This window comes from Paenarthrobacter sp. NPDC092416, assembly GCF_044755025.1.
Taxonomy (GTDB): domain Bacteria; phylum Actinomycetota; class Actinomycetes; order Actinomycetales; family Micrococcaceae; genus Arthrobacter.
In genome coordinates, this window is sequence record NZ_JBIVQG010000001.1 from 844078 (window position 1) to 861676 (window position 17599).

The following is a 17599-nucleotide window of genomic DNA, read 5'->3' on the forward strand; positions in this document are numbered from 1 at the left end:
CGTAACCCCACTTTGAGAATATGGCTCCCCTGCCACGAGGATTGGTATCCCCATGACATCCAACGCCGATTCCGGACGCCCGTCCGGCAAACGTGCTGTTGGAGTTTCCCGCGAGACGTCGAACCTCTGGCTCCGCCTGCTGTTCGTGAGTTCCGCCGCTGCTCTGGCCGGACTGGCCGTGACGAGCGTTGTGGCAGCATTCATCAATGGTGCCCAGGGCGCGCTGTCAACCGCCTTCGGTGGCGGACTCGTCATGGTCTTCTTTGCGATCAGTCTCTTGATCGGCCATTTTGTCGGCCGCAGCAATCCCTCGGGCGCAGTCGGCCTTTTTGTTGCGACGTACTTCGTCAAGGTCGTCGGATTTGCCGTTGTTCTTTTTGCGATCGGTACCCCCGAATGGCTGCACGGTCGATGGTTCCTCATCGGCGCAGTCGTAGCCGTGGTCCTTTGGCAGGCTGCAGAAATCTACGCTTTCAGTAAGGCGCGTCTGCAGATCTTCAACGATCCCGCCGAGGAGAAGGGCCGTCCGGATGACTCTGCGTAAGCGCAAGCACCGCCAGTCTGACTCTGCTTCAGAGGGTCTCGACGCCACTGATCCGGTTGAGGCCGGAAATGACGGCGGATACAACGCAGGCATCGCCGTCTTCAGCTACATCGTTGGCGGGATCATTGTCTGGAGTTTGATAGGCTGGGGTCTGGATAATCTGTGGGGGACCCGCTGGATTGTGCTCCTCGGCGCTCTGCTGGGAGCCACAGGGGGGTTCTATCTTTCCCATATGCACGGCCTCACCAGGCAAAGCACCTCTTCTGGCGAGAGCAACGCAGACAGCGGTCCGTCCAAGGACGGGGACAGTAATGCCAAATAATTTCACATGGAATACGGATGCGTCCAACGTGTCCACATTCCGCCAAATGCCCAATGATGGACACAGCAGAGAGGAAACGCGTTGATCGCGCTTGCGCTCCCCGCCCAGGATTCGGGGTCCTTCACCCCACCCGGAATCGACGAAATGCACCTGCCGGCAATCCTGCCTTGGGGTGCGCACGACGGATTCTCCAAGCAGATGCTGCTGGTAATCCTTTCGGTCGTCATTATCGCTACATTCTTCATCCTCGCTGCACGTAAGCAGCAGCTGGTTCCCGGCAAGCTGCAGTTCGCAGGCGAAATGGCCTATGGCTTCGTCCGCAACAGCATCGCCAAGGACATCATCGGCGGCAAGGACTTCATCAAGTACGTCCCGCTGCTGTTCAGTTTGTTCTTCTTCATTCTGGTGAACAACATCTACGGCGCCATTCCGGTCATCCAGCTCCCGAGCTTCTCCCATGTTGGCGGCGCCTACGTGCTGGCCGGCATCGTGTACTTCACCTGGATCATCATCGGTATCAAGAAGAACGGCTTGAAGTACTTCAAGCTCGCAACCGTTCCTTCCGGCGTTCCGTGGTACATCCTCCCGATCGTCGTTCCGATCGAAATCATCTCGAACTTCCTGGTCCGCCCTGTAACGCACAGCCTCCGTCTGTTCGCGACCATGCTGGCTGGCCACTTGATCGTCATGCTCGCCGGCTCCGGAATCGAGTTCCTGATCATGCAGGAAAACGTTCTGCTCAAGGGCACCTCGGTTCTTGTTCTCGTCGGCGCCATCGCCATGTACATGCTCGAAGCTTTGATCATGGCGCTGCAGGCCTATGTGTTCACACTGCTGACCGCGATCTACATTGAAGGCGCCCTGCACGCCGACAGCCACTAGGCTCCCAAAACTTCCCCTTGAGGGGATTGAAGTAAACCAAACAACCTGCCACATGGGTGGCATCTTGAAAGGAAAAAAATGGAAGGCAATCTCAACCTCGTAGGTTACGGTCTGTCCGCAATCGGCGGTGGTATCGGTGTGGGTCTCGTATTCGCGGCTTACATCAACGGTGTTGCTCGTCAGCCGGAAGCTCAGCGCGTGCTGCAGCCGATCGCATTCCTTGGTCTGGCACTGACCGAAGCTCTCGCCATCCTCGGCCTCGTCTTCGCTTTCGTTCTCTAGTCTTCGGCTTCAGAACAAAGCGAATTCCGCAACCGAGTAGATAGGACGGGTGAAATATGAATCAGCTGATCATCTCAGCCGCCACTGAAGGCGAAGAGGCCGCCAACCCTCTCGTTCCCAACGTTTGGGAAATGGGCGTCGTCCTCGTCGGCTTTGCTGTCCTCCTGTACATCGTGGTCAAGTTCATTGTCCCGATGTTCGAGAAGACCTTTGCAGAGCGCGCCGAAGCAATTGAAGGTGGCATCGCAAAGGCAGAAAAGGCCCAGGCTGAAGCTTCTGCAGCTCTTGAAGAGTACAAGCAGCAGCTCACCGACGCCCGTGCCGAAGCCAACCGTATCCGTGAGGAAGCACGCGCTGAAGGCGCGCAGATCCTCGCAGATCTGAAGGCGAAGGCAGCTGCTGAGTCTGCACGCATCACCGAGCAGGCACACGCTGCCATTGAGTCCGAGCGCCAGGCAGCAGTTGTCTCGCTCCGCTCCGAGGTCGGCACCCTGGCCACTACGCTGGCTGGCCGCATCGTTGGTGAAGCACTCACCGACGACGAGCGTTCCGCACGTGTTGTGGACCGCTTCCTGGCAGATCTGGAGACCCAGAACGCAGGTGCAGCTAAGTAATGGCAGGTATATCGAGCGAATCGCTGACCACAGCGCTGGCGCAGTTGGAAGCCAAGCTTCCCATTGCCTCGCTGCAGTTGGCTAAGGACCTCTTCGGAATCCTGGGAACGGTGGACAGCTCGGCTGGCTTGCGCCGCGCCCTGACTGACCCGTCCCGTAGCGGAGACGAGAAGTCGGCGCTGGTCATGCAGCTGGTTGGCGGAAAAGTCTCCGCTGATGCTGCTGAAATTGCAGGCGGATTGGCCAGCTCGCGCTGGGCATCTGCACGCGATATCGGCGATGCACTCGAGACGCTTGCCGCCACGGTCGTCATCGCCGTAGCTGAAAACAAGTCGGCCGTTTCTGCCTCCGGTATCACGGGGCTGGAAGAGCTGGAAAACGATCTGTTTGCTTTCAACCAGGCCGTTGCTTCCAGCCACGAAGTACAACGTGCTCTGTCTGAGCCGCAGGCATCCGCCGCGGCCAAGGTTGCACTGGCCGAGAAGCTTGTTCCTGCCAGCAGCGAGGAAGCCAAGGTTCTCATCGGCCAGGCAGTATCACAGCCGCGCGGTGTCAAGCCGAGCAAGCTCGTCGATTCCTTCGCCAAGCTTGCAGCCAAGCGTCAGCAGCGCTGGATTGCAACTGTCAGCGTTACCCGTCCGTTGACGGAAACGCAGGCCAGCCGTCTGCAGGCCGGGCTGGATGCCCTGTACGGCCGCGAACTGAAGGTCAACGTCACTGTTGACCCTTCACTGATTGGTGGAATCCGTGTCCAGGTTGGCGACGAAGTGCTGGACGCTTCGGTCATCGCACGCCTGACCGACCTCCGCCGTCAGCTCGCTGGCTAGCCAGACAAAGCACAACTTAACTGATATAAAACCCGGTCATCGTGAGCAACGATGATCACGAAAACAGGAGAGCAGGGACTGCAGATGGCCGAATTGACCATCAACGCCGACGACGTCCGTAATGCGTTGAACGAGTTCGCGGCGTCCTACGAACCCGGTAACGCAGAGCGCGTAGAGGTTGGTCGTGTGACCACCGCAAGTGACGGCATCGCCCGTGTTGAGGGTCTTCCCTCGGTCATGGCGAACGAGCTGCTTCGCTTCGAAGATGGCACGCTGGGCCTGGCCCAGAACCTTGACGTCCGCGAGATCGGTGTCATTATCCTCGGTGACTTCACCGGCATCGAAGAAGGCCAGGAAGTTCACCGCACCGGTGAAATCCTGTCCGTTCCGGTTGGCGACGCCTTCCTGGGTCGCGTCGTCGACCCGCTGGGCCAGCCGATCGACGACCTCGGCGAGATCAAGGCCGAGACCACCCGTGCACTGGAACTCCAGGCTCCGGGCGTCACCGAGCGCAAGTCGGTTCACGAACCGATGCAGACCGGCCTCAAGGCAATCGACGCCATGATCCCGATCGGCCGTGGCCAGCGTCAGCTGATCATTGGTGACCGCCAGACCGGTAAGACCGCAATCGCTGTGGACACCATCATCAACCAGAAGGCCAACTGGGCTTCTGGCGATGTGACCAAGCAGGTACGTTGCGTTTACGTTGGTGTCGGCCAGAAGGCTTCCACCATCGCCGCAGTCCGCCAGACCCTCGAGGACCACGGCGCCCTGGAGTACACCACGATCGTGGCCTCCCCGGCATCGGACCCCGCAGGCTTCAAGTACCTGGCACCGTACGCCGGCTCGGCCATTGGCCAGCACTGGATGTACGGCGGCAAGCACGTTCTGGTGATCTTCGATGACCTGTCCAAGCAGGCCGAAGCATACCGCGCCGTGTCCCTGCTGCTGCGTCGTCCGCCGGGACGCGAAGCATACCCGGGTGACGTCTTCTACTTGCACTCCCGTCTGCTGGAGCGTTGTGCAAAGCTCTCCGACGAGCTCGGCGCAGGCTCCATGACCGGTCTGCCGATCGTCGAGACCAAGGCAAACGACGTTTCTGCCTACATCCCGACCAACGTGATCTCCATCACCGATGGCCAGATCTTCCTGCAGTCGGACCTCTTCAACGCCAACCAGCGTCCCGCTGTTGACGTTGGTGTGTCCGTGTCCCGCGTTGGTGGCGCTGCCCAGGTCAAGTCCATGAAGAAGGTCTCCGGTACCTTGAAGCTGGACCTGGCCCAGTACCGCGACATGCAGGCATTCGCCATGTTCGCCTCTGACTTGGATGCGGCTTCCCGCCAGCAGCTGACCCGTGGCGCACGCCTGATGGAACTGCTCAAGCAGGGCCAGTACTCGCCGTTCCCGGTTGAGGACCAGGTTGTTTCCATCTGGGCCGGCACCAACGGTTACCTGGACGACGTTCCGGTTGAGGACATCAGCCGCTTCGAGTCCGAGTTCCTGGAGCACCTCAAGCACAAGTCCTCCATCCTCACCACGCTGGCTCAGACCAACGTCCTGGATGACGACACCGCTGCCGCGCTGAAGGAATCGATCGTTGCCTTCAAGAAGGGCTTCTTCGGGGAAGGCGACAACCACCTGGTTGGCGCTGGCCACGAAGAGCACGAAGCGATTTCCGGCGGCGACGTCGACCAGGAAAAGATCGTCAAGCAGAAGCGCTAGTTTCGTTGACCTGTTCTGCCGGGGTCCGCAAGGGCCCCGGCAGGGCAGTACATCGAGAACTTAGGAAAGGATAAGTATGGGAGCCCAGATTCGGGTCTACCGTCAGAAGATCAGCTCGACGACGTCGATGCGCAAGATCTTCAAGGCGATGGAACTGATCGCTACCTCGCGCATCGGTAAGGCCCGCGCCCGCGTAGCAGCTTCACTGCCTTACGCGAACGCGATTACCCGTGCCGTTTCTGCTGTCGCAACTCAGAGCGAAATCGACCACCCGCTGACCACCGAGCCGGAGCAGATCCGCCGCGCCGCAGTCCTGATCATCACCTCGGACCGTGGCCTTGCAGGATCGTACTCCGCGAGCGTGCTCAAGCAGGCAGAAGGTCTCACCGAGCTTCTTCACGCAGAAGGCAAGGAAGTCAAGGCGTACCTGGTTGGCCGTAAGGCACAGGCGTACTTCGATTTCCGCAACCGTTCCTACGCACGCGTATGGACCGGCGGCACGGACGCACCGGAATTCGAAACCGCCCAGGAAGTCGGCGCTGCACTTCTCGAAGACTTCGCCACGGACTACGAAGAGGGTGGCGTGGACGAGATCCACGTTGTCTACACGCGCTTCAAGTCCATGGTGACCCAGGAGCCGACGGTTATCCGTCTTCTCCCGCTGGAGGTCGTCGAAGAAGAAGCAGCCTCGGAGTCCGAGCTGCTGCCGTTGTACGAATTTGAACCGGAAACCGAGCAGGTCCTCGACGCCCTGCTGCCGCGTTACATCGAGTCCCGCATCTTCGCAGCCATGCTGCAGGCCGCTGCTTCCGAGCTCGCAGCCCGCCAGCGTGCCATGAAGTCGGCCGGTGACAACGCGACGGATCTGATCAAGAAGTACACGCGCCTTCGCAACACGGCCCGCCAGGCCGAGATTACGCAGGAGCTTTCCGAGATCGTAGCCGGCGCCGACGCCCTCGCGTCCTAGCCGGTCACGGATTCGGCTCGAAGCCGCACCTGCACCAAACAGATAAACTTAACCCCACGCCATCTACTGAGTGAAGTGAGAGAGATGACTGCCACTGCTACCGAACACGTAGCCGCAACGGCCGGTGCAACCGGCCGCATTGCCCGTGTTATTGGTCCGGTTGTCGACGTCGAATTCCCGGCTGACGCAATCCCCTCGATTTACAACGCTCTGACCACTGAGATCACTCTCAACGGCCAGACGAAGACCATCACGTTCGAGACCTCCCAGCACCTGGGTGACAACCTCGTTCGCGCCATCTCCCTGCAGGCAACCGACGGCCTTGTCCGCGGTACCACCGTGCGGGACTCCGGTGCCCCGATCTCCGTGCCTGTTGGCGACGGCGTCAAGGGCCACATCTTCAACGTCCTCGGCAAGCCGCTGGATGTTGACGAGTCCGAGATCAAGGCTGACGCTTACTGGCCGATCCACCGCAAGGCACCGGCCTTCGCGTCCCTCGAGGGCTCCACGGAGATGCTCGAGACCGGTATCAAGGTCATCGACCTTCTCACCCCGTACATCAAGGGTGGAAAGATCGGTCTGTTCGGTGGCGCCGGTGTTGGCAAGACCGTTCTGATCCAGGAAATGATCACCCGTGTTGCCCGCAACTTCGGTGGTACTTCCGTATTCGCCGGTGTTGGCGAGCGTACCCGTGAAGGTAACGACCTCTGGGTTGAAATGGAAGAGGCAGGCGTTCTCAAGGACACCGCCCTTGTCTTCGGCCAGATGGATGAGCCGCCGGGAACGCGTCTGCGCGTGGCCCTGTCCGCTCTGACCATGGCGGAGTACTTCCGCGATGTCCAGAACCAGGACGTGTTGCTCTTCATCGACAACATCTTCCGCTTCACGCAGGCAGGCTCGGAAGTTTCGACGCTGCTCGGCCGTATGCCGTCCGCAGTGGGTTACCAGCCGAACCTCGCCGACGAGATGGGTCTCCTCCAGGAGCGAATCACCTCCACCAAGGGTCACTCCATCACCTCGATGCAGGCCATCTACGTTCCCGCAGATGACTACACCGACCCGGCTCCGGCCACGACCTTCGCACACCTCGACGCGACCACGGAACTTTCCCGTGAAATCGCCTCCCGTGGTCTGTACCCGGCCGTTGACCCGCTGACGTCGACCTCCCGAATCCTGGACCCCCAGTACATCGGCAAGGACCACTACAACACGGCCGTCCGTGTTAAGCAGATCCTGCAGAAGAACAAGGAACTCCAGGACATCATCGCCATCCTCGGTGTTGACGAACTGTCTGAAGAAGACAAGATCGTCGTATCGCGTGCGCGTCGTATCCAGCAGTTCCTGTCCCAGAACACCTACACCGCCAAGCAGTTCACCGGCGTCGAGGGCTCCACTGTGTCCATCAAGGACACCGTTGAAGGCTTCACCGCTATCTGCGACGGCGAGCTGGACCACATCGCAGAGCAGGCGTTCTTCAACGTCGGTGGCCTGGATGACGTTGAGCGCAACTGGGCCCGGATCCAGGAACAGACCAAGTAGTATGGCTGAGCTTGAGGTTGAGATTGTCGCAGCGGACCACTTCGTGTGGTCCGGTGCGGCCAAGATGGTGAAGGCCCGCACCAGTGATGGTGAAATCGGAATCCTGCCGGGCCACTCGCCCCTCCTGGCCATCCTGGCCGGTGGCGAGCTGGCAATCCAGCCGGTTTCCGGTGACCGTATCTCGGTAGTGGTCGACGGCGGATTCTTCTCCGTCGACAACGATCGCGTGGTCATTGTTGCTGACAACGCCCAACTGGGCGAAGCGGCTACAGCGGGGATCCGATAGCACGACCTTGATGGACGATTCCCTTATTCCGTTCATCGCCCTGGCAACGGCGTTTGCGTTGCTGATCTTTTCACTGTGCCTTTTCGGGGTGCGCCGCTTCAATTTGCGGCGCGCCCTGGGCACGGTCGACGCCTCCATTTGCACGGCGGGAAACCGCTGGCAGATGGGGGTTTGTCGTTATCAGGACAATGAACTCGAGTGGTTCCGTTTGATGTCCTTGAGCGTGATTCCCAAGCACCGGTTCAAACGAAGCTCGCTTGAGCTCCTTGGCCGGCGTAAGCCAACTGAGGACGAGCTCGTCCGGGTCCAACCCGATGTCGTGGTCGTCGAATTGCAGTACGAAGGCAGCAAGTTCATGCTCGCCATGAACTTTGACGCCTATGCCGGACTTTCGTCCTGGCTGGAGGCCGGGCCGGTCATCGGCGTCGGAACCTGGCGTTAGGCGCCATGGACTCACTCTTCGACGTCAGCCTTGTTGACGGGCCGTTCCTCTGGTTCAGCATTGCCTGTGGCGTTGCGGGCGCCGTCTACTTACTGTGGCGGCGCCAGCGTTCCTGGCCATTGGTCATCGCTGCAGGTGTGCTGGTTTCCATCGGCCTTGTGGCCTTGGCGCACTGGCTGCTGGTTGACGTCATGGCCATATTCTCGGAAAACCTTCCCTTTGAGACCTTGGCCTGGTCGGTTCCGGCGGTTGCAGCAGTCATCCTCTGCGGGGCCAGGATGCGCCGCACGACGTGGAAGGGCCGTTCGGCCAGCGCTGTTGCGATGCTCGGCGTCGTTCTCCTGAGCGTGGTCCAAGTCAATCTGTACTTCGGGCTCAACAACACCGTCGCCGATCTTCTCGGCACTGCCGTAGCGCGTATTCAACCCTTGGAAGACGGACTGAAACGGCTTCCGGACACCAAGCCCGGTCCCGGGCCGGCGGCGTGGAAAGCGCCGGATGGCATGCCCGGCACCGGCGTTCTCAGGAAAGCCGAGATCCCCGGTAGCATTTCCGGCTTTACGGCAAGGGAAGCGTACATTTACTTTCCGCCTGCATATCTGACAAAGGCACGTCCGAGCCTCCCTGTCCTGATCCTCTTTTCCGGCCAGCCCGGTGGCCCGGCGGACTGGCTGACCGGCGGTCAACTCCGATCGCAACTGGACAGGTTTGCCGAATCCCACGGCGGGCTGGCGCCAGTGACCATCGTGGTGGATCCCAATGGCACAGGTAGTGCCAACACCATGTGCATGGACAGCCGTATAGCGCAGGCCGGCACTTACCTCTCACAGGACGTTCCTGCCTGGATCAAGGCTACGTTGGATGTTTCAACCGATCCCGGCCAGTGGGGCGTTGGTGGCTTTTCCTTCGGCGGCACCTGTGCCCTGCAAATGGGCACCAATCATCCTGATCTCTTCCGTTCCATAGTTTCCTTCTCAGGCGAGCGGGAGCCGGCTTTGGCCAAGGACCGGAACAAGACAATAGAGGACTCTTTCGACGGCGATGTGGCAGCGTTCGAGTCCGGGACACCTTTGGTGTTAATGCAGGAGCGGAAATTCCCGGACAGCGGCGTGTATCTTGCGGCCGGTGCAACTGACACGGAATTCACGCAGTACATGCGGGAGTTGGCCGAGGCTTCGCGCGGAGCGGGATTCGCTACGGAGGAGCACGTTATAGAACACGCGGGTCACTCCTGGGATGCCGTGGTCCGGGGTATGCCCGGTGCGCTGAAGTTCTTGTCTGCCAGATGGGGGTTGCCCCAGTGAGCCTTGCCCTCAAAGGTGTGATCCGGCCCGCTCTGAGACAAACCCGCAGGCATCTTAAATCCACTCCGTTCACGCTCCTCGTCCTGGCAGCCTTTGTGGCAACGTCGGTATTGACCGGGAGTTTCTTTGCCGGTCCTCCGGAGCACATGCTGCCCGTGGCCGGCGTGAGCATGGATGGACTCAAGTCGGGCGACTGGTGGTCCATCTGGACGTCACTGTTTTTCACGACCAACCCCTTGGCGTTCCTGACGGCGGCATTGATGATCCTGTTCATGCTGGGATTGGCAGAACGTCATTTTGGATTACGGCGTACGGCCCTGGTGTTCTTCGGCAGCCAGTTCGCCTGTGTATCAGCTTTCCTGCTGGTCACCCAGGTGGCACGGTTCGCTGACGATGGTTGGCTGTCAAAGATGGTGGATACCCGCCTGATTGGCCCGTACGGTGCCGTCATCGCAACTGCGCTGGCAGCCAGTGGAGTGCTTCCCACTTTGTGGCAGCGCCGGCTGCGGACAGTCACCATTTCTCTGTCGCTTCTTTTGGTTTTGTACATTGGCCACGCCGAAACCGTGGTGGGTCTCCTTGGGGCCATCATCGGGCTTGCGGCGGGTTGGTGGAACCAGAGCAGCCAGGGACATCTGCACCTGCACCGATCCACGGGACGCGAAGTCCGCAACCTGTTGTCGTTGACCATGGCGATTTTCGCAGTCGGCCCCATCCTGACGGCGGCGGCGAAAAGCCCGTCGGGTCCTCTTGCGCTGTTGCGTGACGTGATCCTGAATCCGCTGCCCACACTTGGCCAGATTGAAAGCAACTGTGGTGGCTCAATCGATGTGGCCTGCCTCGAACTGGGCCGCCAAGGGTACACAGGTCCTTTCGGCTTGGCCCTGGCAGTTGTGCCGGTGGTGTTGCTGCTGATTTGCGCTGATGGCATGCGCCGGGGCCGCCGCCTTGCGCTGGGAATTGCGATCGCCGTTCAACTGGTGGTGGTGGCGTTGTCCACCGTCTACCTTGGCCTTGTTGCAAGTGTCCCGCTGAGCCCTGGCCGTCCGAAGGGTGGGATGTTGAGCTCCTCGGTGCTGCACATCCTTCCGCTTGTGCTGGTTCCGCTCATTCTTGCCGTGCTGTTGTTCATCAACCGCGGCCACTTCCGGGTTGAGTCTTCTTCCCGGCTGCGGCGCCGCGTCTTTTGGCTGGTGGGCTCGACCGGTGCAGCGCTTAGCCTGGCGTACACCGTGGTGTGGCTGGCATCAGGCGGCATGACGCGCGACGGCGGCTTGCTGGGTTTGGGCGCTGAACTCGCCAGACAGTACCTTCCGGTTCCACTTCCGGGTGTTTACAGAAAAGTGTTCGCTGAGCGCGACGCCGTGGAAGTCTTCCTCTTTTCCTACTCCGGCACCATGTTTTGGCTCGTTGCGCTGGTTGGCGTCTGGACACTGCTGATCCGGGGCCATCACATCGGAGGGCTGGACCACCAGGCCCGTGAACGTGCCCGGCAACTGGTCAAGGCCGGCGGGGACTCACTGTCCTGGATGGCTCTGTGGGAGCCCAACAAGTACTGGTTCAACGCCGAGGCCAACGGGGGAGTGGCCTACCAGCAACACGGCAATGTTGCCGTGACGTTGGCCGGTCCCCTTGGAGCCAGGGAGCATCATGTGGCTACTGCCGTCAGTTTCCTGGAGCACTGTTCCCGCCACGCACTCATCCCGTGCCTCTATTCGTGCACGGATGAGCTCTGGCCTATGCTGGCGGCCCGCGGCTTCCGCCGTGTGGCCGTTGCCCAGGAGACGCGGCTCAGGATCCGAGGCTTGGAGTTCCGGGGAAAGGAGTGGCAGAACGTGCGGACCTCCCTTAACCGTGCGGCCAAGATGGGGGTTACGGCGGTATGGGGACGGTATGCCGACCTGTCACACCACCTGCGGGCCCAGGTTGGAGAGGTCTCGGAAGAGTGGGCTGCACAGAAGAGCATTCCCGAGATGGGCTTCACGCTGGGCGGCTTGGACGAGCTCATGGATGACGACGTGCTGTGCTGTGTCGCGGCCGACGAGCGCGGCTTTGTCTACGGGGTGACGAGTTGGTTGCCCGTGTACGCGGATGGAACCGTGGTCAGTTGGACACTGGACTTCATGCGGCGCAGGGGCGACGGTTTCCCTGGCGTCATGGAGTTCCTGATCGCGTCTGCCGTTCTGGAGCTCCGCGATTCGGTAGAAGTGATATCCCTGTCCGGCTCACCGCTTGCCAGGGACAAGGGCGAAATCGAACAGCAGGCGGAAGGTCTCGCGGGGATCCTGGATCTGGTTGGCCAGGCCTTGGAGCCGGTCTACGGCTTCCGCTCGCTGGCTTCCTTTAAATCAAGGTTCCAGCCTGATTACCGAACGTTGTACATGTATTACCAAGATCCCTTGCACCTTCCTGCAATGGGCCGGGCGCTGAGCCGGGCATACCTGCCCGGATTGTCAGTGCGACATTCTGCAAGGCTGCTTAGGACACTGGTTGGTTGAAATGTCAACGCCAATTGGAAGCGCGGTATTCGCATTTCTTCAAGGTTTGTAACTGATCTTGTCGAAATATCAGACATTTCCCGCCCATTCGGGTTTGTTAAACATGTTGACCCCGGCACAAAGCCAGGGTCAACATGTTTGTTGATTCAGCAGCAAGCAGAATCAACGTGACAGACTAGACGACGGTAACGCCGGTTGCCTGGGGGCCCTTGGCGCCCTGACCGATCTCGAACTGAACGCGCTGGTTCTCGTCGAGGGTCTTGAAGCCACCGGTCTGGATCTCGGAGTAGTGAACGAAAACGTCCCCATCCGAGTCATCCGGGGTGATGAAGCCGAAGCCCTTTTCAGCGTTGAACCACTTGACGGTTCCCAGTGCCATGTATTTCTCCTCATTGTGGAACATCAGTCCGATACACCTCGTACCGGTCTTGTTACTCCGCGAGAAGACCAGGATTCCTTCCAGGACAAGCCCGGCTGGATTCGCAGGAGCTTCACGCTCGCAACTCGTCTTGCGAGCATGAAAACCACCTACACAAAGACTGCTACAACACTTTCATGCGCTGTGCCGGAGGTCAACGGTCTTTTAGGCAATTCGGGAAAATTTTCGGTAAAAAGAAGGTAACGTCGCAAAGCAATTGGACACTGCAGTTAGGCCAGCCAGTTTCCATTGCGCATGACGGCGGCAAGTCCAAGGTCGGCATTCGCCACCACGACGTCGGCACGGAGTCCCCGACGCAGCCCACCGACTTCGTCTGACAAGCCCAAGACAGCGGCCGGGACCGCCGTCGCCGAACAAATGGCATCGGGAAGTGCGACGCCGGCGCTCACTGTCTTGCGGACAACTTCCAGGAGCGTGGCGGTTCCGCCCGCGATGGAACCAGTGGAATCCAACGTCGCCACGCCGTTACTGACCGTCACCGGTGAGGGGCCGAGCATGTAGCTTCCGTCCGAAAGGCCTGCGGCTGCCATGGAATCGGTGACGAGGACGATGTTGTTGGCGCCCACAAGCTGGAACACCGTGGCCACCATGCGCGGGTCGAGATGCGTGTCGTCAGCGATGAGCTCTACCACGGCTTTGCCCTCCTGCGCTGTCCGCAGACAAGCAGCCACGGGGCCAGGGGAACGGTGATGCATCGGAGGCATGCCGTTAAAAAGGTGGGTGACTGTGGGAAGCGAGCTGACGCCGTCGAACCCTGCTGACTCAAGTCCCTCGCGGGCCGCGGCCAACGACGCCGCTGCGGTGGCGTCGTCGCAATCAGTGTGGCCCAGCGACGGAGTGACGCCGTGGGATGTCATCAGGTCAACCAATGCAGCGGCTCCGGGGAGCTCCGGTGCGTACGTCATGGTGGCAAGCTTTCCGGCAGCTGCGCCGACGAGTTCGTCCATGAGGTCGAGGTCAGGCTCCAGCAGGTAGGCGGGATTCTGCGCGCCGCACCGGGCGTGCGAGAGGAAAGGGCCCTCAAGGTGGATGCCGGCCACGAGGCCTTCGTCGGCAAGCTTGACGTACAGTTCGATGCCGCGCAGCAGGTCTTCGCGGGGGGCGGTGACCATGCTGGCGAGGAATGTGGTGGTTCCGGAGCGGTGAAGGAACTCTACGGCCTTGCGTGCCGAAGCTTCCTCGCCGCCCGGGAAATCGCCGCCGTTTCCACCGTGGCAGTGGATATCCACGAGGCCTGGGAACAAGTAGTGCCCGCTGGGGACATCACGCCTGACGATGTCCTTGAAGTCTTTGAACACTTCATCATCGAATTCGGCCGCAGGCCCTGCGAAGGCGATGCGGTCGCCGTCGACGGCCAACAAACCGTCTTCCACCACCACGCCGTCACTGACAAGCGTTCCCGTCAGGATTTGGTGTCTGGACGCGGAAGAAGGGGCAAAAAGGTCTGCGGCAGTCATGCCTTCGATTCTAGTGGCCTTGGCCACACTGCCTAGAAGAGCCGCGACTCGCTGTCATCCACTCCGCGCATGGCGTCATAATCCAGGGTGATGCAGTCGATTCCGCGGTCATTGGCCAGGACTTTCGCCTGCGGCTTGATCTGTTGTGCTGCGAAGATTCCGCGGACCGGTGCCAGCAGGGGATCGCGGTTCAGCAGTTCGAGGTAGCGGGTCAACTGCTCGACGCCGTCGATGTCGCCACGGCGTTTCAGTTCGATGGCCACCGTGGCGCCTTTCGCATCACGGGCAAGAATGTCCACCGGGCCGATCGCCGTGAAGTACTCCCGGCGGATCAAGGAGTAGCCGGCACCCAACGTTTCGATCTGTTCAGCCAGGAGCCGTTGCAGATCCGCCTCCACGCCGTCCTTGATGAGGCCGGGATCGGTGCCGAGCTCGTGGGAAGTATCGTGCAGTTGCTCATAGATGTTGATGATCAGGCGATCATCAGTCTTTGCGGACTGGACGGTCCACTGTTCAACGACTCCTTCTTCCACCTCCGTCTCTTCCGGGGTGGTGACCCGGAGGCTGGCAGGCGGGCTCATCCAGTTCAGGGGCTTGTAGGACCCCCCGTCAGAGTGCACCAGCACTGAGCCGTCCGCCTTGACCAGCAGCAGCCGCGTGGCAAGCGGGAGGTGGGCCTTGAGACGGCCAACATAATCAACAGAACAACGGGCTATGACGAGTCGCACCCGCCCAACATTACCGCGTAGTGACCGGCGACTGGGGCAGAATGGAGGCATGCCCCGCTCCAACCGCCCTCGTCGTACCACGTCAAGCACACGGTCCACCAAGGGCGGCGGCAAGCGGACGGGCGAGGTCCCCGAGCTTGATCTGGAGCGGGCCCGCGCCGGTATTGCCCGCCGGGAAAGCGCGCCGGACGGAGACTGGATGGTCCGTACCATGACAGCCCGCAAGGCTGAAAAACAGTACATTTGTCCTGGCTGTTCCACCGCGATCCTCCCCGGAATTGCGCACTTGGTGGTCTGGTCCGACAGCCACATTTTTGGGGATGCCGCAGGGCTCGCAGAACGCAGGCATTGGCACACCAACTGCTGGACGTCACGCACGTACCGCTACCGCTGATTCCCTTAGGCTTGGAATCATGACTTTCGACCCCGCCTCGTTCGATTTCAGCCACCAGGACGCCGCCTCGGAGATCCGGGCTTCCACTGTCCTGCCGGCCCGGCGTGAAAACGTCGAGTTCACCACCGATGACGGCAAGGTTCTTGTGGGCGAGTTGGCGCTTCCGGAATCCGGCGACATTACTGCCACGCTCATTACGCTGCACCCGTTGCCGACGCACGGCGGGTTCATGGATTCGCATGTGTACCGCAAGGCCTCCTACAGGCTCCCGGCGCTGGCCGGCGTCGCCGTGCTCAGGTTCAACACGCGTGGTACGCATTCACCGCGGGGGACCAGCCAGGGCCACTTCGAAGAGGGCATCGGCGAACGGTTCGACGTTGAGGCCGCCGTCCGCTTTGCAGTGGAACGCGGGCTGCCAAACCGCTGGTTGGTTGGGTGGTCGTTCGGCACCGAGCTTGCCCTGATGTACGGGGCCGTGGAGCCGGTGGCCTCACAGGTGGAAGGAGCCGTGCTCCTGTCGCCGCCGCTGCACCGCGCCACCGATGTGCACCTCAAGGAATGGGCCGCAAGCGGTAAACCGCTGACCGTCCTGGTCCCCGAACATGACGACTACCTTCAGCCGGCAGAAGCAGCCGAACGGTTCAGCCTGGTACCGCAAGCCCGGCTTGTCGGCGTCGATGGTGCCAAGCATTTGTGGGTCGGCGAGAAATACGCTGCCCGCGTGCTGAATGAAATTGTCGACGACGTCACGGAGGCGGGTGCGGGCGTTGACGGCCTGCCACGCGAGTGGGCGGGGCCGGTAGCTACCGCCTAGCCCGGTGGCTACCGCCTAGCCCGGTAGCTACGGCCTCAGAGGGTCAGTGCCTGTCCTGGCGGATGATGAAGACTTCCTTGATCAGCAGCATGATGGCGGCCGCCGTGGGGATGGCGATCAATGCCCCAAGCACGCCCAGGAGGCTGCCGCCTGCGATCACTGAGATGACGGCCACGGCGCCGGGAACAGCTACGGCTCGCTGCATGATGCGTGGGGAGATGAAGTACGCCTCGAACTGCAGGTAGGCGAAGTAGCAGATCGCGTAGACCACTGCCGTTTGCCAGCCTGCCGTGAGTGCCACGAGGATGACGACGACAGCTGCAATCATGCCGCCCACCAGCGGAATGAAGGCCAGCAACGCAACCACAAACGACAGCAGGACGCTGAAGGGCACGCCCAGGATGTTCATGACGATGAACGCAAAGAGCGCATTCAGCAGGGCCACGCAGGCCTGGCCGATCACGTAGTTGCCTACGGAATCGGTGATGGCTTCGGAGAGGGCTTCCACCCGGGGACGCCGGGACCTGGGCGCCAGCCGATAGGCCCACTTCTTCATGGAGGGAAGCGCGGCCAGGAAGTAGAGGCTGAGGACCAGGACGATCAGCGTGCCGAACAGTCCGTTGGCCACGGTGGAACCGAAACCAACAACACCACCGAAGATGCCGCCCATCGCTTCCGGATCTTTGACAAACTTGTCCAGTTCCGTGGTGATGCGGTCGCGGATTCCAAACTGGGTATCGACGTTGCGGAAGAATTCTGAATCCAGGAACCCTCGGATCCACTCCGGGGCTTGGCGTACGATCTCCGATACTTGCTCGACGATCGTCGGGATCAGCGTTGCGAAGAATCCTGCAACGGCGAGCACCAGTACGGAGAGCGACAGAAGGATGCCTGCGGGCCGCGGGACTTTGCGCGACTCAAGCCAGCGGACAACAGGATCCAAGCCGAGGGCAATGAACAGGGCGGCCACGATCCACAAGAGGAGCTGTGTGGTGTTGCTCGCGATGTAGAAGACCAGCAATGCCACACCAACACCGGCCGTCCCCATGAAACCTACATACAGGGGGTGCTGCGAGGACATCCTCGGACCCGGAGAGCCAAAGCCCTTGTCGTCCTCGGCCTTGATGGCGTCAACGGAGTTGTCGGTCTCCTCTTCTTCGGGAGGCATTTCGAAACGGACGCGGGTCCGTGCCCCGGGTATCGGCTGCCGAAGCTTTCGCGCCATGGAGGCCAGGCGTCCGGTCCGGACCGGAACCGTTGCGGACGTCCCGTCGGCGGGGGCGTCCACCTGAGTCGGCACGGACTCATGGTCGGGACGGGGCTCCAAGTGGTCTTTCACGCGGTTTCTACTGCCTTTTCATTGGTGGTGCACGCTGTATTCAGGCGGCTGCAGGCCCGGATATCATGATCATCGCCACACTATCAGGAGCCCGGAATGGCGCCGCAGCACTGCTTCGGCGGGCCTCATTACGGCCTCGCTGAGGCCCCCCGATCTGACTCTTTGGTAACAAAACGGTTACCCTTGAAGTTCAACGACC

19 protein-coding genes are annotated in these 17599 nt (G+C 60.9%); 15 read left to right on the top strand and 4 right to left on the bottom strand.

What is annotated here, in order from left to right:
* Positions 1-52 precede the first annotated feature (52 nt).
* The 13 genes from ACIQC5_RS03760 to ACIQC5_RS03820 all read left to right on the top strand — a co-directional run bounded on the left by ACIQC5_RS03760 (position 53) and on the right by ACIQC5_RS03820 (position 12229).
* Positions 53-544, top strand: coding sequence for a hypothetical protein (locus ACIQC5_RS03760; RefSeq protein ID WP_400278502.1), 492 nt, complete (start codon positions 53-55; stop codon positions 542-544).
* Entirely contained in the window at positions 531-866 is a 336-nt protein-coding gene (locus ACIQC5_RS03765; protein WP_400278503.1) for a hypothetical protein, read from the top strand. The genes ACIQC5_RS03760 and ACIQC5_RS03765 overlap by 14 nt, the downstream gene beginning before the upstream one ends.
* Positions 867-947: 81 nt before the next feature.
* On the top strand, positions 948-1748 hold the full coding sequence (gene atpB / locus ACIQC5_RS03770) for a F0F1 ATP synthase subunit A (protein ID WP_216923956.1): 801 nt from the start codon (positions 948-950) through the stop codon (positions 1746-1748).
* A 78-nt stretch (positions 1749-1826) separates the two neighbouring features.
* Positions 1827-2030, top strand: a complete 204-nt coding sequence (gene atpE, locus ACIQC5_RS03775) for an ATP synthase F0 subunit C (RefSeq protein WP_009356484.1) — start codon at positions 1827-1829, stop codon at positions 2028-2030.
* Between the two features lie 56 nt (positions 2031-2086).
* Positions 2087-2644, top strand: coding sequence for a F0F1 ATP synthase subunit B (locus ACIQC5_RS03780; protein WP_400278504.1), 558 nt, complete (start codon positions 2087-2089; stop codon positions 2642-2644).
* Complete coding sequence (locus ACIQC5_RS03785) at positions 2644-3471, top strand: F0F1 ATP synthase subunit delta (protein ID WP_400278506.1); 828 nt, start codon at positions 2644-2646, stop codon at positions 3469-3471. Before ACIQC5_RS03780 ends, ACIQC5_RS03785 begins: the two co-directional genes overlap by 1 nt.
* Before the next feature lie 84 nt (positions 3472-3555).
* A complete protein-coding gene (atpA, locus tag ACIQC5_RS03790) occupies positions 3556-5193 on the top strand; it encodes a F0F1 ATP synthase subunit alpha (RefSeq protein WP_400278698.1) in 1638 nt (545 codons plus the stop codon).
* Positions 5194-5269: 76 nt separating this feature from the next.
* Positions 5270-6160, top strand: coding sequence for a F0F1 ATP synthase subunit gamma (locus ACIQC5_RS03795; protein ID WP_400278507.1), 891 nt, complete (start codon positions 5270-5272; stop codon positions 6158-6160).
* Between the two features lie 84 nt (positions 6161-6244).
* Positions 6245-7699: a F0F1 ATP synthase subunit beta gene (gene atpD, locus ACIQC5_RS03800; RefSeq protein WP_400278508.1), complete on the top strand. Its 1455-nt coding sequence runs from the start codon at positions 6245-6247 to the stop codon at positions 7697-7699.
* A 1-nt stretch (position 7700) separates the two neighbouring features.
* Positions 7701-7985: a F0F1 ATP synthase subunit epsilon gene (locus ACIQC5_RS03805; RefSeq protein ID WP_400278510.1), complete on the top strand. Its 285-nt coding sequence runs from the start codon at positions 7701-7703 to the stop codon at positions 7983-7985.
* A 10-nt stretch (positions 7986-7995) separates the two neighbouring features.
* Positions 7996-8427, top strand: coding sequence for a DUF2550 domain-containing protein (locus ACIQC5_RS03810; protein WP_400278512.1), 432 nt, complete (start codon positions 7996-7998; stop codon positions 8425-8427).
* Between the two features lie 5 nt (positions 8428-8432).
* The gene (locus tag ACIQC5_RS03815) at positions 8433-9731 is read left to right on the top strand and encodes an alpha/beta hydrolase (RefSeq protein WP_400278513.1); all 1299 of its coding nucleotides are present in this window, start codon (positions 8433-8435) and stop codon (positions 9729-9731) included.
* Positions 9713-12229: a bifunctional lysylphosphatidylglycerol flippase/synthetase MprF gene (locus ACIQC5_RS03820; protein WP_400278515.1), complete on the top strand. Its 2517-nt coding sequence runs from the start codon at positions 9713-9715 to the stop codon at positions 12227-12229. The genes ACIQC5_RS03815 and ACIQC5_RS03820 overlap by 19 nt, the downstream gene beginning before the upstream one ends.
* A 175-nt stretch (positions 12230-12404) precedes the next feature.
* Here the strand turns inward: ACIQC5_RS03820 and ACIQC5_RS03825 are convergent, their stop codons facing one another.
* From ACIQC5_RS03825 to nucS, 3 genes are all read right to left on the bottom strand, one after another.
* Positions 12405-12608, bottom strand: a complete 204-nt coding sequence (locus ACIQC5_RS03825; protein ID WP_018776337.1) for a cold-shock protein — start codon at positions 12606-12608, stop codon at positions 12405-12407.
* Between the two features lie 269 nt (positions 12609-12877).
* Complete coding sequence (locus ACIQC5_RS03830; RefSeq protein WP_400278517.1) at positions 12878-14125, bottom strand: N-acetylglucosamine-6-phosphate deacetylase; 1248 nt, start codon at positions 14123-14125, stop codon at positions 12878-12880.
* Between the two features lie 32 nt (positions 14126-14157).
* On the bottom strand, positions 14158-14853 hold the full coding sequence (gene nucS / locus ACIQC5_RS03835; protein WP_400278519.1) for an endonuclease NucS: 696 nt from the start codon (positions 14851-14853) through the stop codon (positions 14158-14160).
* A gap of 49 nt (positions 14854-14902) precedes the next feature.
* Here nucS and ACIQC5_RS03840 point away from each other — a divergent pair, with 49 nt between their 5' ends.
* On the top strand, positions 14903-15247 hold the full coding sequence (locus ACIQC5_RS03840; RefSeq protein ID WP_400278520.1) for an ATP/GTP-binding protein: 345 nt from the start codon (positions 14903-14905) through the stop codon (positions 15245-15247).
* Positions 15248-15266: 19 nt separating this feature from the next.
* A complete protein-coding gene (locus ACIQC5_RS03845) occupies positions 15267-16061 on the top strand; it encodes an alpha/beta hydrolase (RefSeq protein WP_400278522.1) in 795 nt (264 codons plus the stop codon).
* Positions 16062-16104: 43 nt separating this feature from the next.
* Here the strand turns inward: ACIQC5_RS03845 and ACIQC5_RS03850 are convergent, their stop codons facing one another.
* Complete coding sequence (locus ACIQC5_RS03850; RefSeq protein ID WP_400278524.1) at positions 16105-17400, bottom strand: AI-2E family transporter; 1296 nt, start codon at positions 17398-17400, stop codon at positions 16105-16107.
* Positions 17401-17599 lie beyond the last annotated feature (199 nt).

Excerpts from the sequence above, each read along its gene's own strand:
- ACIQC5_RS03810 (WP_400278512.1), top strand. The coding sequence starts at position 7,996 with ATGGACGATTCCCTTATTCCGTTCATCGCCCTGGCAACGGCGTTTGCG.
- ACIQC5_RS03795 (WP_400278507.1), top strand. The coding sequence starts at position 5,270 with ATGGGAGCCCAGATTCGGGTCTACCGTCAGAAGATCAGCTCGACGACG.
- ACIQC5_RS03840 (WP_400278520.1), top strand. The coding sequence starts at position 14,903 with ATGCCCCGCTCCAACCGCCCTCGTCGTACCACGTCAAGCACACGGTCC.
- ACIQC5_RS03830 (WP_400278517.1), bottom strand. The coding sequence starts at position 14,125 with ATGACTGCCGCAGACCTTTTTGCCCCTTCTTCCGCGTCCAGACACCAA.
- ACIQC5_RS03780 (WP_400278504.1), top strand. The coding sequence starts at position 2,087 with ATGAATCAGCTGATCATCTCAGCCGCCACTGAAGGCGAAGAGGCCGCC.
- ACIQC5_RS03765 (WP_400278503.1), top strand. The coding sequence starts at position 531 with ATGACTCTGCGTAAGCGCAAGCACCGCCAGTCTGACTCTGCTTCAGAG.
- ACIQC5_RS03815 (WP_400278513.1), top strand. The coding sequence starts at position 8,433 with ATGGACTCACTCTTCGACGTCAGCCTTGTTGACGGGCCGTTCCTCTGG.
- atpA (WP_400278698.1), top strand. The coding sequence starts at position 3,556 with ATGGCCGAATTGACCATCAACGCCGACGACGTCCGTAATGCGTTGAAC.
- ACIQC5_RS03785 (WP_400278506.1), top strand. The coding sequence starts at position 2,644 with ATGGCAGGTATATCGAGCGAATCGCTGACCACAGCGCTGGCGCAGTTG.
- ACIQC5_RS03760 (WP_400278502.1), top strand. The coding sequence starts at position 53 with ATGACATCCAACGCCGATTCCGGACGCCCGTCCGGCAAACGTGCTGTT.
- atpE (WP_009356484.1), top strand. The coding sequence starts at position 1,827 with ATGGAAGGCAATCTCAACCTCGTAGGTTACGGTCTGTCCGCAATCGGC.
- atpD (WP_400278508.1), top strand. The coding sequence starts at position 6,245 with ATGACTGCCACTGCTACCGAACACGTAGCCGCAACGGCCGGTGCAACC.
- ACIQC5_RS03820 (WP_400278515.1), top strand. The coding sequence starts at position 9,713 with ATGGGGGTTGCCCCAGTGAGCCTTGCCCTCAAAGGTGTGATCCGGCCC.
- ACIQC5_RS03805 (WP_400278510.1), top strand. The coding sequence starts at position 7,701 with ATGGCTGAGCTTGAGGTTGAGATTGTCGCAGCGGACCACTTCGTGTGG.
- ACIQC5_RS03845 (WP_400278522.1), top strand. The coding sequence starts at position 15,267 with ATGACTTTCGACCCCGCCTCGTTCGATTTCAGCCACCAGGACGCCGCC.
- ACIQC5_RS03825 (WP_018776337.1), bottom strand. The coding sequence starts at position 12,608 with ATGGCACTGGGAACCGTCAAGTGGTTCAACGCTGAAAAGGGCTTCGGC.